Source organism: Citrobacter sp. On2M, from assembly GCF_018035235.1.
In the GTDB taxonomy this organism is placed as follows: domain Bacteria; phylum Pseudomonadota; class Gammaproteobacteria; order Enterobacterales; family Enterobacteriaceae; genus Citrobacter; species Citrobacter meridianamericanus.
Genome location: NZ_WPCV01000005.1, coordinates 733,905 through 747,270 on the forward strand (window position 1 = coordinate 733,905; position 13,366 = coordinate 747,270).

A 13,366-nucleotide genomic window follows, 5' to 3' on the forward strand; every position below is an offset into this window, starting at 1 on the left:
ACCCTCGACGTTTGACAGGACCGATATGTTTACTTTATTGACCAATGCCCGTATTTTTTCTCCGGAGGATTTAGGCCTCTGCTCCCTGCTCATTCATGCCGACCGCATTGTTGCGGTGGAAAAAGATATTTCTCTGTTTGATAGTGTCGACGAGGTCATTGATTGTCGGGGGAAATGGGTTATCCCTGGCATCATCGATCAGCATGTCCATCTTACCGGTGGCGGTGGCGAAGCCGGATTTGCCAGTCGCACGCCAGCCGTTAAGCTGCGAGACCTGATTCAGGCAGGTATTACCACGGTTGTCGGCGTGTTGGGTACCGATGCCATTTCTCGTTCCCCCAAAGATCTCTACGCTAAAATGCAATCGCTCAACCTTGAGGGATTACGCGCGTTTATGCATACGGGAGCCTACGCGGTACCCAGCCCAACCATTACGCGATCCATCCGCGATGATATGACGTTCATTCCGGCGATTCTTGGCGTAAAAATCGCCCTCGCCGATCACCGTGGTTCTTACCCCTCTTTCCAGGAATTACTGAGGATAGTCAGTGATATCCGCGTAGCTTCCCTGCTGGCAGGGAAAAAAGGGTTGCTGCATGTTCACCTGGGGAATCTGCCAGAAGGGATGTCACAGCTTATTGAACTGTGTGATGCAGGCATTCCGATTCACCACATTTCACCAACCCATGTTGCGAGAACAGAGCCCTTGTTTGAACAGGCAATTGCTTTCGCCCATCGCGGCGGCCATATTGACGTGACATCCGGTGGTAGTCGCTTCATGCCTCAGGAACAGGCGATCCTCCATGCTCTGGAAGCCCAGGTCCCGGCCGATCGCATCACGATCAGCTCTGATGGTAATGGTAGCGTTCCGCGGTTTAACGCTCAGGGGATCGTGGAAGGTTTAAGCGCAGCACCGGTCGCAGGTAACCTTAATCTGCTTCCTCGCCTGATTGATGTGGGGATTCCGGTGCCACAGGCGATTGCGATGTTGACGGCAAACGTGGCGCGCTCGCTGGGTATTTCCGGTGGTGTACTCTGCGCCGGGGAACGTGCCGATATTTGTGTACTCAACGATGACCTCTCGCTGGCCCATCTGTTTGCTGCGGGTAAGCCGTTGCTACGGAATGGCGAGTGCCAGGTTACCGGCAACTTCGAGTAAGGGGGCGAGAATGTCATTATTATTGGCGCTACTCGCCATCATTTTTGCCGGACGTCTGATCCTCAAAAAATATCACCCCCAGTCGGTGCTGCTCCTGACCGGGATTGTGCTGCTGCTCATCGCGCATTTTAGCGGGATGACCACGCTCAGCAGCCTGGTGAAAAAGAGCACCGGATTTGGTCCTTTTGACGCCTTTGAGTTTATCCGAGATACCCTGAGCGTGCGCCTCGGCGGCCTCGGGCTGCAAATTATGCTGATCGGTGGGTTCGCCACCTATATGTCAGCCATTGGCGCAAGCCAGGTGCTGGTTCGGGTAACGTCTCGTCCTTTGCAGCGTCTGAACTCACCGTACCTGCTGTTGGGCCTGGCGTTACTACTGGGCCAATTCCTGTCGCTGTTTATCAGCAGCGCCACCGGACTTGGCCTGCTGTTGATGGCGACGCTTTACCCGTTACTGACCCGTCTTGGCTGTAGTCGCGCCGCCGTTGCCGCCGTTATCGCCAGCACCTGTGCGGTTGAATTTGGTCCGGGTTCCGGCAACTCAGTTCTCGCCGCTAAAACCGCCGGCATTGAGGTGGTGAATTATTTCGTGCAGGATCAGTTGCCAATAGTTGTCCCCGTTATTCTGTTCATCGCCCTGCTGCATATTGTTGTACAACGCTTTTTCGACCGTCGTGAAATTGGTGACAATGTGGCTCAGCAAATGCAAACACTAACGTCTTCCGATGAAGCCGATGCACCGATCGCCTGGCTGTTTCTGCCCATGCTCCCACTGGTGTTGATGCTGGTGTGCAGCGATTTAGTATTCAGCTCGCTCAAAATTACGCTCGATACCGCCGTACTGATAAGTCTTGCCATTACCCTGATCTTTGAGTACTGCCGCCACCGTAAGGCACGCGACGTGATGGCCGGCGTACAAAAAGTTTTCGACAGCATGGGCAGCGTATTTGCCACCGTGGTGACGCTGATTATCGCCGGTGAAGTTTTTTCTGCCGGACTGAAAGCCATTGGCGCCGTCGACGCACTACTGTCGCTTTCTGGTGAATTTGGCCTCAGCGCCGCCTCGATTATCCTGCTAATGACGCTGATCACCTTTGCGATTTCCGCCCTGATGGGCTCCGGGAATGCGGCATTTTTCTCATTCGCCCCAATGGTACCGGACATCAGCCGTCATATCGGTAGCGACATCGCAGTCATGATGTTGCCTATCCAGATCTCGGCGGGCATTGGTCGTACGTTATCCCCCATTGCCGGCGTCATCATTGCTATCGCGGGAATCGCTGGCGTTTCGCCAGTCGATATTGTTAAGCGCACCGCAATTCCGATGCTGGGCGGTTGGTTACTGATGATTGCGTTGACTTTTGCCCGGTCAGGGCATTTGCTGGCAATACTGCCGTGGCTGGCAGTCCTTGTACTGCTGATGGTCGCCGGTTACTTCTGGCAGCGCAGACGTAAACAGCCGCTTGCCGTACAGTAAAAAAAAAGCCGGAGTCTCTGACTCCGGCTTTCGCTGTTTAAGTGATTACACTGCTTTCACGGCATCTGCAATACGGTGTGCGAATTCAGTCACCTGCGCTTCGTCTTCACCTTCAACCATCACGCGAATCAACGGTTCAGTACCTGATTTACGCAGCAGGACACGTCCACGATTGCCCAGCGCCGTTTCAACTTCGGTCATCACCGCTTTTACGTTTTCATGCTCCAGTGGATCGCCGCCACCTGCGGTGTAACGTACGTTAACCAGCAGTTGTGGGAACATTTTCATGCCGCTGCACAGGTCGTGCAAACTCATATGGTTGCGCACCATCGCCGCCAGGACCTGCAAACCCGCCACGATGCCGTCACCAGTGGTGGTTTTGTCCAGCAGGATCACATGGCCTGAGTTTTCGGCACCGATACGCCAGCCTTTTTCCTGCATTTTTTCCAGTACGTAGCGGTCGCCGACTTTCGCGCGGGCAAACGGAATACCCAGCTGTTTCAACGCCAGCTCGAGGCCCATGTTGCTCATCAGTGTGCCTACCGCGCCACCGCGCAACTGCCCCTGACGCAGGGCTTCACGAGCGATGATGTACATGATCTGATCGCCATCGACCTTATTACCTTCGTGGTCAACCATAATGACACGGTCGCCATCGCCGTCCAGCGCTATCCCCAGATCGGCTTTTTCCGCAATCACGCGCGCCTGCAGGGCACGGACGTCGGTGGCGCCAACTTCTTCATTGATGTTCACGCCGTTTGGCTCACAGCCAATAGCAATCACGTTCGCACCCAGCTCGCGCAGTACATTTGGCGCAATGTGGTACGTCGCACCGTTGGCGCAATCCACCACGATTTTAAGCTCACTCAGGCTTAGCTCATTCGGGAAGGTGCCTTTGCAAAACTCGATATAGCGACCAGCAGCATCAACGATACGGGTAGCTTTACCCAGCTCAGCCGAATCTACACAGGTGATCGCTTTTTCCATTTCGGCTTCGATAGCTTCTTCAACGGCATCCGGCAGTTTAGTCCCGTCGATGGAGAAGAATTTAATCCCGTTGTCATAGTACGGGTTGTGCGAAGCAGAGATAACAATCCCGGCCTCAGCACGGAAAGCGCGAGTCAGATAAGCAACGGCAGGAGTTGGCATTGGGCCCGTGAAAGAGGCAGAAAGACCGGCAGCAGCCAGACCCGCTTCCAGCGCAGACTCCAGCATATAGCCAGAGATACGCGTATCTTTACCGATAATAATTTTACGTGAACCATGACGTGCCAGCACTTTACCTGCAGCCCACCCCAGTTTAAGGACAAAGTCAGGAGTAATGGGGGCGTCGCCTACGCGTCCGCGAATTCCATCAGTGCCAAAATATTTACGATTACTCATAGCGTTTTTTTTCCTTTGCAGACAATGTGGCTTCCACCACACGCATCGCTTCTACGGTTTCTTTGACGTCATGGACACGAACAATCTGCGCCCCCTGCATTGCGGCAATGACCGCGCACGCCAGACTGCCGCTCAGGCGTTCGGATGGCCCCACATTCAGCAGTTGGCCAATCATTGATTTTCGTGACATTCCAACCAGCAGCGGCAGATTAAAATGATGAAACTCCGCCAGACGTGCCAGTAATGTGTAGTTGTGGGTGAGATTTTTACCGAATCCGAACCCGGGGTCGAGCAACAATTTATCTTTTGTGATTCCAGCCCGTTCACAACGCGCTATTTGCTCAACAAAATAACGATTTACATCAGCAAAAACATCCTCGTATTTTGGTGCTTCCTGCATGGTTTTCGGCTGCCCCTGCATATGCATCAGGCAAACTGGCAATCCGGATTCCGCTGCAGCTTCCAGCGCTCCGGGTTCCGAGAGTGAGCGAATGTCATTAATGATATGTGCGCCGGCTCTGGCGCTTTCGCGAATCACTTCCGGTTTTGAGGTATCGACAGAAATCCACACTTCAAAACGCTGAGCAATCGCCTCCACCACCGGGATCACTCGCTGCAACTCTTCTTCGACGCTCACATCGGCAGCACCTGGACGCGTGGATTCACCACCCACATCAATGATAGTCGCCCCGGCGTTAATCATCAGGTTGGCGTGTTTCACCGCCTCAACCAGAGAATTGTGCGCCCCGCCATCGGAAAAAGAATCTGGCGTGACGTTCAAAATCCCCATGACATGTGGATGGCTGAGATCCAGTGAAGAACCCTGAGCAAAGAGTTTCATAGCTTTATCCCTGAAAAAATCTTGAATATGCAGATAAGAAAAACCCCGGAGCAAGCCCCAGGGTTTTCAATTAAAACACGGTCATCATCAACGATAACTTATTTGTCGCCCAGTTGCTCTGACATGGTGCCAGAGTCCGGCGCACGCGGTTCATCAACCGGACGCGGTGCGCTAGGCTTACCGGTGCTGCCAGAGTTGTTGTTAGAAGAACCCGGTTCTTCCCAACCCGCTGGCGGACGCACGTCGCGGCGAGCCATCAAATCGTCAATCTGCGGTGCATCGATGGTCTCATATTTCATGAGCGCATCTTTCATCGAGTGCAGAATATCCATGTTTTCATTCAACAGACGACGCGCACGGTCATAGTTACGTTCAATCAGCAGTTTAACTTCCTGATCGATAATGCGAGCCGTTTCATCGGACATATGTTTAGCTTTCGCCACAGAACGTCCCAGGAACACTTCGCCTTCTTCTTCAGCATACAGCAACGGTCCGAGTTTCTCGGAGAAGCCCCACTGAGTAACCATGTTACGCGCCAGATTGGTCGCGACCTTAATGTCGTTCGACGCACCGGTAGAAACGTGCTCAACACCGTAGATGATCTCTTCCGCCAGACGACCGCCGTACAGCGTGGAGATCTGGCTTTCCAGTTTCTGACGGCTGGCGCTAATTGCGTCGCCTTCAGGCAGGAAGAAGGTCACACCCAGTGCACGACCGCGCGGGATAATCGTCACTTTGTGCACCGGATCGTGTTCCGGTACCAGGCGACCGATAATCGCGTGGCCTGCTTCGTGGTACGCGGTAGATTCTTTCTGCGCTTCCGTCATCACCATGGAGCGACGTTCCGCACCCATCATGATTTTGTCTTTCGCTTTCTCGAACTCAACCATCGACACGACGCGCTTGTTGCCGCGAGCAGCAAACAGCGCCGCTTCGTTCACCAGGTTCGCGAGGTCCGCACCAGAGAAGCCTGGCGTACCACGTGCAATGATTGCCGCATCGATATCCGGAGACAGCGGTACGCGACGCATATGCACTTTCAGGATCTGTTCACGACCGCGAACGTCCGGCAGACCAACCACAACCTGACGGTCGAAACGGCCTGGACGCAACAGCGCAGGGTCAAGTACGTCCGGACGGTTAGTTGCCGCAATAACGATAATACCTTCGTTACCTTCGAAGCCGTCCATCTCAACCAGCATCTGGTTCAGCGTCTGCTCACGTTCATCGTGACCACCGCCCAGACCTGCGCCACGCTGGCGACCTACGGCGTCGATTTCATCGATAAAGATGATGCACGGTGCCGCTTTCTTGGCTTGTTCGAACATGTCACGCACACGAGATGCACCAACACCGACGAACATTTCCACGAAATCAGAACCGGAAATTGTGAAGAAAGGAACCTTCGCCTCACCTGCGATAGCTTTTGCCAGCAGAGTTTTACCTGTACCCGGAGGACCGACCATCAGGACGCCTTTCGGGATTTTACCGCCCAGCTTCTGGAAACGGCTCGGTTCGCGCAGATACTCAACCAGTTCAGCAACTTCTTCTTTTGCTTCGTCACAACCAGCAACGTCAGCAAAAGTAGTTTTGATCTGATCTTCCGTTAGCATGCGCGCTTTGCTCTTACCGAACGACATGGCACCTTTGCCACCACCGCCCTGCATTTGACGCATGAAGAAGATCCAGACACCAATCAGCAGCAGCATTGGGAACCAGGAAATGAAGATAGAAGCCAGCAGGCTCGGCTCTTCAGGCGGTTCGCCAACAACCTTGACGTTTTTGGTCAGCAGGTTATCAAGCAGCTTCGGATCGTTAACCGGAATGTAGGTCGTGTAACGGTTACTATCTTTCTTGGTAACGTTAATCTCACGTCCGTTGATCTTCGCTTCACGAACCTGGTCCTGATTGACCTCTTGCAGGAAGGTAGAGTAATCAACCTTACGGCCATTAGACTCGCTGGGCCCAAAGCTCTGGAATACTGACATCAGCACAACGGCAATGACCAGCCAGAGAATTAGGTTTTTCGCCATGTCACTCAAGGGATTAACCTCATATTACAACTGTGTTAAAAACAGCGTCAGGATACTCTATATCCAGTTTCTTTCAAACTTTCGTTTGAAATCTACCGGTTATGGTTTACGCCCGGTCGCTACAATATACACTTCACGCGAACGGGCGCGAGAAGAGTCCGGCTTACGAACTTTGACCTTCGTAAACAGGGAGCGAATCTCTCTTAGATACTCATCGAAGCCTTCGCCCTGGAACACCTTCACTACAAAACTACCACCTGGCGCTAATACATCACGAGCCATTCCAAGCGCCAGCTCTACCAGATACATGGCCCGGGGAATGTCCACCGCCGGTGTTCCACACATATTTGGCGCCATATCAGACATGACAACTTGTACTTTACTGTCACCTACGCGCTCAAGTAACGCTTTCAGGACTAATTCATCACGAAAGTCGCCCTGAAGGAAGTCCACACCAACGATTGGATCCATAGGTAAAAGATCGCAAGCGATAATGCGGCCAGTGTTGCCGATCTGCGTAACCGCATATTGCGACCAACCACCGGGTGCAGCACCGAGATCAACAATCGTCATCCCCGGTTTAAAAATTTTGTCACTTTGCTGTATTTCATCAAGTTTAAACCAGGCACGGGAACGTAACCCCTTTTTCTGCGCCTGTTGAACATATTTATCGCTAAAGTGTTCCTGAAGCCAGCGACTCGAGCTGGCAGAACGCTTTTTACCTGTCATTTCACATTCCCAAAGGGCAGTTCATCGTAACCAATGGTGTAAATTTCTACACAGCTATTTGGCGATATATGGGAGATGGCGGTAGAATGACCCGTTTTCAATCCCAACGTAAGCAAAAATATACGATGAATCTGAGTACTAAACAAAAACAGCACCTGAAAGGTCTGGCACATCCGCTCAAGCCTGTAGTTATGCTTGGCAACAATGGTTTGACCGAAGGGGTACTGGCCGAGATTGAACAAGCGTTAGAGCACCATGAACTTATCAAGGTGAAAATCGCCTCGGAAGATCGCGATACCAAAACCTTGATCGTGGAAGCTATCGTACGCGAAACCGGCGCCTGTAACGTACAGGTCATCGGCAAAACGCTGGTACTGTATCGCCCGACTAAAGAACGTAAAATCTCGCTGCCACGCTAAGAATATCCCAAAGTTGCACACGAAGTTTGTGTAAAACGCGGGATTTTCCGCTAGCAGGAGAGCAAAATGCCACGCTCTCTTCGTTGATAAAAGGCCGCTATGCGGCCTTTTTCCTTTCTTTACAATACATCAACATCTTGAGTATTGGGAAATTCTTACAGGTATTCGACCTTCGTCACTTCATATTCAACTTCACCGCCCGGCGTTTTGATAACCACCACGTCATCCTGCTCTTTGCCAATCAGGCCACGAGCGATAGGCGAGTTCACCGAAATCAGGTTCTGTTTAAAATCGGCTTCATCATCGCCGACAATACGCCAGGTCTGCTCTTCATCGTTATCGAGATTCAGCACGGTAACCGTCGCACCGAAAACGACGCGGCCATTGTTCGGCATTTTAGTGACGTCGATAACCTGCGCGTTGGACAGTTTAGCTTCGATATCTTTGATGCGCCCTTCGCAGAACCCCTGTTGTTCACGCGCCGCGTGGTACTCCGCATTTTCTTTCAGGTCGCCATGCTCACGCGCATCTGCAATAGCGGCAATGATTTCAGGACGGCGCACAGATTTCAGAAAATCCAGCTCTTCGCGCAGTTTTTCAGCACCACGTAAGGTCATCGGGATAGCTTGCATTTGTTATACCTCTTGAACATTCCTGTAGGGGGCGGTTGCTCTCACCCCGGCTGCTAAGCACACTCTGGCATACGCCATGCCAGAGTCAGAAGCAAAAAAATACCGACCCGGGGCTCAGGGTCCCAGGTCAGCTACAATTCTCTATTTGATGATCATTTTACCCTGGAGTTCCCGATGGGTCATCGTTTACTTTTTGGGGCGTTGCGCCGTAGTATGACGGCCTGTTTCCAGGTTGTTAGCGCGAGATTATGCGATTTTCCAGATTTACCATTGGATTGACTGCCAGTATAGCGTTCAGCGTTCAGGCCGCGAACGTCGACGAGTATATCAATCAGCTCCCTGCCGGAGCCAACCTCGCCCTCATGGTACAGAAGGTTGGCGCACCTGCTCCTGCTATTGATTTTCATAGCCAGCAGATGGCACTCCCCGCCAGTACCCAGAAAGTGATCACCGCGCTGGCGGCATTGATTCAGCTCGGGCCTGACTTTCGTTTTACCACCACGCTTGAGACAAAAGGCAACGTGGAAGGCGGGGTATTAAAAGGTGACTTAGTGGCGCGATTTGGTGCCGATCCGACGCTAAAACGTCAGGATATCCGCAATATGGTGGCAACCCTGAAAAAATCAGGCGTGACGCAAATTGCCGGAAATGTCCTGATCGATACCTCTATTTTCGCCAGTCATGATAAAGCTCCTGGCTGGCCCTGGAACGACATGACGCAGTGTTTTAGCGCGCCGCCCGCAGCAGCCATTGTCGATCGTAACTGTTTCTCTGTTTCACTCTACAGCGCGCAAAAACCTAACGATCTCGCGTTTATCCGCGTGGCATCTTATTACCCGGTCACCATGTTCAGCCAGGTGCGAACTCTCGCTCGAGGCTCTGCCGAAGCGCAATATTGTGAACTGGACGTGGTGCCTGGCGATCTCAACCGCTTTACGTTGACCGGATGTCTGCCACAACGTGCCGATCCGCTGCCGCTGGCGTTCGCCATTCAGGACGGCGCCAGTTATGCCGGGGCGATTCTCAAAGATGAGCTAAAACAAGCAGGGATCACTTACAGCGGTACTCTGCTGCGCCAGACGCAGGTCAACACACCGGGAACCGTGGTCGCCAGTAAGCAGTCAGCGCCGCTGCATGACCTGCTTAAGATTATGCTGAAAAAATCGGACAACATGATTGCCGATACCGTTTTCCGCATGATTGGTCATGCGCGATTTAACGTGCCGGGCACCTGGCGAGCAGGTTCTGATGCCGTACGCCAGATTTTGCGTCAGCAAGCGGGCGTTGATATCGGCAACACGATTATTGCCGATGGTTCTGGACTCTCCCGCCATAACCTGATTGCTCCTGCGACCATGATGCAGGTACTGCAATATATTGCTCAGCACGATAACGAGTTGAACTTTATCACCATGTTGCCGCTGGCGGGCCATGATGGCTCTTTGCAATATCGTGCGGGTCTGCATCAGGCTGGTGTGGATGGCAAAGTATCGGCGAAGACAGGCTCTTTGCAGGGGGTCTATAACCTTGCGGGCTTTATCACTACGGCAAGCGGTCAACGTATGGCATTTGTGCAGTATTTGTCTGGTTATGCGGTAGAGCCGGCTGACCAACGTAATCGCCGAATTCCGCTAGTACGCTTCGAGAGCCGGTTGTACAAGGACATTTATCAGAATAACTAGATTTTGAAGATGGCGGATGGCGCTTGCGCTTATCCGGCCTACGCAAACTGGAAACAAAAACCCCGGCAGCATGGCCGGGGTTTTTAATGCGATTAACGCTTGTAGATGAACTCAACGCCTTCTTCGTCGTCTTCGTCCCAATCGTCATCCCAGTCATCTTCCGCTTCGTCTTCGACTTCAGCGAGCTGCTGGCGATGGTAATCATCCCACATGAACTCAACTTTCTCTGGCTGTTTCGCTTCTTCAGCCTGAACAATCGGGTTCTCGATGATAAAGGTCATCACATCCCAGCAAAGATCCTTCACGCCCAGCTGGCTGGCGGCAGAGATCAGATAATATTTACCTTCCCAGCCCAACGCTTCGGCGATCGCTTTCGCTTTCTCTTCCGCTGCAGACTTGTCCATCAAATCAATTTTGTTGAACACTAACCAGCGCGGTTTAGACGCCAGATCCTGACTGTATTTTTCCAGTTCGCCAATAATGATACGGGCGTTTTCTACCGGATCGGAACCGTCAATCGGATCGATATCGATGAGGTGCAGCAACACGCGGCAACGTTCCAGATGTTTCAGGAAGCGGATACCCAGACCAGCGCCTTCAGCCGCACCTTCAATCAGCCCCGGGATATCGGCAACCACGAAGCTCTTTTCATTGTCCATACGCACTACACCCAGGCTTGGTACCAGGGTGGTAAACGGATAATCAGCGACTTTCGGCTTCGCCGCAGATACTGCACGGATAAACGTCGATTTACCGGCGTTTGGCATACCCAGCATACCCACGTCTGCCAGCAGCATCAGCTCGAGCATCAGATCGCGCTTATCGCCCGGCGTCCCCATTGTTTTCTGACGCGGAGTACGGTTGACCGAGGATTTGAAACGGGTGTTACCCAGACCGTGCCAGCCGCCTTTAGCGACCATCAGACGCTGACCATGTTTAGTCATGTCGCCCATGGTTTCGCCCGTGCCCTGGTCGATAACACGTGTACCGACAGGCACTTTAATCGTGACATCTTTACCACGCTTACCGGTGCAATCACGACTCGCGCCATTCTGACCACGTTCCGCACGGAATGATTTTTCAAAACGGTAATCAATCAGCGTGTTCAGGTTCTCGTCGGCTTCCAGCCAAACGTCACCGCCATCACCGCCGTCACCACCGTCCGGACCGCCTTTTGGGATGTATTTTTCGCGGCGGAAGCTGACGCAACCATTACCGCCATCACCTGCAACGACCAGAATCGATGCTTCATCAACAAACTTCATTTTACTCTCCGTAAATCATTCGCCTGAGCGGGGTTGCGAAACCACCGTTTCATGCTTACGTAAACCGCCCCAAATTCGATGACCAATGGCGGAATACATCGCGCCCGCAACCACGATAAACGCACCGAGATAACCTAATAGGTTTAGCATCGGTCTGGCGAAGAAATCGGGCCAGGCCAGTGATAATAAATCTGAAAATAACAACGTAAACAGCGGTGTGAGCGTAATAATGGCACTCACCTGCGCCGCCTGCCAACGCGCCATCGCTTCCGCGAGAGCACCGTATCCTACCAGCGTATTCAGGCCGCAGAATACAAGGCATGCCAGCTGCCAGTCGCTGAGCTGCGTGATGACACCGGGTTTAGCCAGCGGCAATAACGCAATCGTACATAAAGTGTACAGCAAAAACAGGATCTGCGGTGATGCCAGCCGACGCAATAACACCTTTTGCGCGACCCCATAGCTCACCCAAACCATTGCCGCACCGACACCAAAGATAACGCCCCAGGTGTAATCGGTGAGCCGGGTAAAAATTTCGATCAGACTAGTATTAAAAAACAGGACCAGTCCGCTCAGAAGCATAATGGCGCCAATCACCTGCGTGCCGCGCATCTTTTCTTTCAGGATAAAGACGCTGGCGATCATCATACCAACCGGTGACAATTGACCGATAACCTGCGAAGCCGTTGGGCTCAAATATTGCAAGGATGAACTAAACAGAATGAAGTTACCGAACAGCCCACCGGTAGCGATAGCCAGCAGTACCAGCCAACGCGCTTTGCGAAAAATACGCAATGGAGGGAGCTTTTTTTTAACCGCAAGAATAGCGCCAAGGCCAATACTTGCCATTAAAAAACGGTAAAACACCACGGTAGGAGGCTCCATCACCTCCAGCACTTGCTTCATTGCTATTGGCAAAGCCCCCCAACATACTGCCGTTGTGAGTGCTAACAGAATACCAATGCCTGCCTGCTGCTTCATACCGTATTCCCTGCAAGGGCTCGTTTCCGGGTTGTCACGGCGCGACGAGCGTATTTACCGGCCGTCGAATGTAAAAAGCCCCGCAACGTGTTGCGGGGCTTTTATCCGTTACCGGGACGCGAAAAACTTATTCAGCAACGATGCTGATGAATTTACGGTTTTTCGGGCCTTTCACTTCAAATTTCACTTTACCGTCTGCTTTAGCAAACAGAGTGTGGTCTTTGCCGCAACCAACGTTGGAGCCAGCGTGGAATTTAGTACCACGTTGACGAACGATGATGCTACCAGCCAGAACTGTTTCACCGCCGAAGCGTTTTACGCCCAGACGTTTAGCTTCTGAATCGCGACCGTTACGAGTCGAGCCGCCAGCCTTTTTATGTGCCATTTAATCTGCTCCCCTTAACTTAAGCGCTGATGCCAGTGATTTTCACATCAGTGAACCACTGACGATGGCCCTGCTGCTTACGGTAGTGTTTACGACGACGAAACTTAACAATTTTAACTTTCTCGCCACGACCGTGAGCAACAACTTCAGCTTTGATAACGCCGCCATCAACGAAAGGAACGCCGATTTTGACTTCTTCACCGTTTGCGATCATCAGAACTTCAGCGAATTCAACAGATTCGCCAGTTGCGATGTCCAGCTTTTCCAGGCGAACGGTCTGACCTTCGCTTACTCGGTGTTGTTTACCACCACTTTGGAAAACCGCGTACATAAAAAACTCCGCTTCCGCGCACACCTTTTTGATGATTCAGAGTGCGCTA

At 52.3% G+C, this 13,366-nt stretch carries 13 protein-coding genes; 4 read left to right on the plus strand and 9 right to left on the minus strand.

Annotated elements, in window-relative coordinates; genetic code table 11:
• Positions 1–25: 25 nt before the first annotated feature.
• Both iadA and dcuC read left to right on the plus strand, forming a co-directional pair.
• Positions 26–1,159 (plus strand): beta-aspartyl-peptidase, encoded by a 1,134-nt coding sequence (gene iadA / locus On2M_RS21425; RefSeq protein ID WP_151217857.1) that lies wholly within the window; start codon positions 26–28, stop codon positions 1,157–1,159.
• 10 nt (positions 1,160–1,169) lie between these two features.
• The gene (gene dcuC / locus On2M_RS21430) at positions 1,170–2,636 is read left to right on the plus strand and encodes a C4-dicarboxylate transporter DcuC (RefSeq protein ID WP_151217858.1); all 1,467 of its coding nucleotides are present in this window, start codon (positions 1,170–1,172) and stop codon (positions 2,634–2,636) included.
• A 45-nt stretch (positions 2,637–2,681) separates the two neighbouring features.
• Here the strand turns inward: dcuC and glmM are convergent, their stop codons facing one another.
• The 4 genes from glmM to rlmE form a co-directional block, all read right to left on the minus strand.
• Positions 2,682–4,019, minus strand: a complete 1,338-nt coding sequence (glmM, locus tag On2M_RS21435) for a phosphoglucosamine mutase (protein WP_151217859.1) — start codon at positions 4,017–4,019, stop codon at positions 2,682–2,684.
• Positions 4,012–4,860, minus strand: a complete 849-nt coding sequence (gene folP / locus On2M_RS21440; RefSeq protein ID WP_187260107.1) for a dihydropteroate synthase — start codon at positions 4,858–4,860, stop codon at positions 4,012–4,014. The genes glmM and folP overlap by 8 nt, the downstream gene beginning before the upstream one ends.
• A 98-nt stretch (positions 4,861–4,958) precedes the next feature.
• Positions 4,959–6,893: an ATP-dependent zinc metalloprotease FtsH gene (gene ftsH / locus On2M_RS21445; protein ID WP_043017790.1), complete on the minus strand. Its 1,935-nt coding sequence runs from the start codon at positions 6,891–6,893 to the stop codon at positions 4,959–4,961.
• A 99-nt stretch (positions 6,894–6,992) separates the two neighbouring features.
• Positions 6,993–7,622: a 23S rRNA (uridine(2552)-2'-O)-methyltransferase RlmE gene (rlmE, locus tag On2M_RS21450; protein WP_003025015.1), complete on the minus strand. Its 630-nt coding sequence runs from the start codon at positions 7,620–7,622 to the stop codon at positions 6,993–6,995.
• A 125-nt stretch (positions 7,623–7,747) separates the two neighbouring features.
• Between rlmE and yhbY the strand changes: the two genes are divergently transcribed.
• Entirely contained in the window at positions 7,748–8,041 is a 294-nt protein-coding gene (gene yhbY, locus On2M_RS21455) for a ribosome assembly RNA-binding protein YhbY (protein ID WP_003025016.1), read from the plus strand.
• A 155-nt stretch (positions 8,042–8,196) separates the two neighbouring features.
• Here the strand turns inward: yhbY and greA are convergent, their stop codons facing one another.
• The gene (gene greA / locus On2M_RS21460; protein ID WP_016154674.1) at positions 8,197–8,673 is read right to left on the minus strand and encodes a transcription elongation factor GreA; all 477 of its coding nucleotides are present in this window, start codon (positions 8,671–8,673) and stop codon (positions 8,197–8,199) included.
• 248 nt (positions 8,674–8,921) lie between these two features.
• Here greA and dacB point away from each other — a divergent pair, with 248 nt between their 5' ends.
• Positions 8,922–10,355 carry a serine-type D-Ala-D-Ala carboxypeptidase gene (dacB, locus tag On2M_RS21465; protein WP_151224425.1) on the plus strand — a complete coding sequence of 478 codons (1,434 nt, stop codon included), beginning with the start codon at positions 8,922–8,924 and terminating at the stop codon, positions 10,353–10,355.
• A gap of 92 nt (positions 10,356–10,447) precedes the next feature.
• Here dacB and cgtA read toward each other — a convergent pair whose 3' ends face one another.
• The 4 genes from cgtA to rplU form a co-directional block, all read right to left on the minus strand.
• Positions 10,448–11,620, minus strand: coding sequence for an Obg family GTPase CgtA (gene cgtA / locus On2M_RS21470; protein WP_151217862.1), 1,173 nt, complete (start codon positions 11,618–11,620; stop codon positions 10,448–10,450).
• A 15-nt stretch (positions 11,621–11,635) separates the two neighbouring features.
• Entirely contained in the window at positions 11,636–12,601 is a 966-nt protein-coding gene (locus On2M_RS21475; RefSeq protein WP_003025028.1) for a DMT family transporter, read from the minus strand.
• Positions 12,602–12,728: 127 nt separating this feature from the next.
• Positions 12,729–12,986, minus strand: coding sequence for a 50S ribosomal protein L27 (rpmA, locus tag On2M_RS21480; protein WP_003025030.1), 258 nt, complete (start codon positions 12,984–12,986; stop codon positions 12,729–12,731).
• 19 nt (positions 12,987–13,005) lie between these two features.
• Positions 13,006–13,317, minus strand: coding sequence for a 50S ribosomal protein L21 (rplU, locus tag On2M_RS21485; RefSeq protein ID WP_003025032.1), 312 nt, complete (start codon positions 13,315–13,317; stop codon positions 13,006–13,008).
• Between the last annotated feature and the right edge of the window lie 49 nt (positions 13,318–13,366).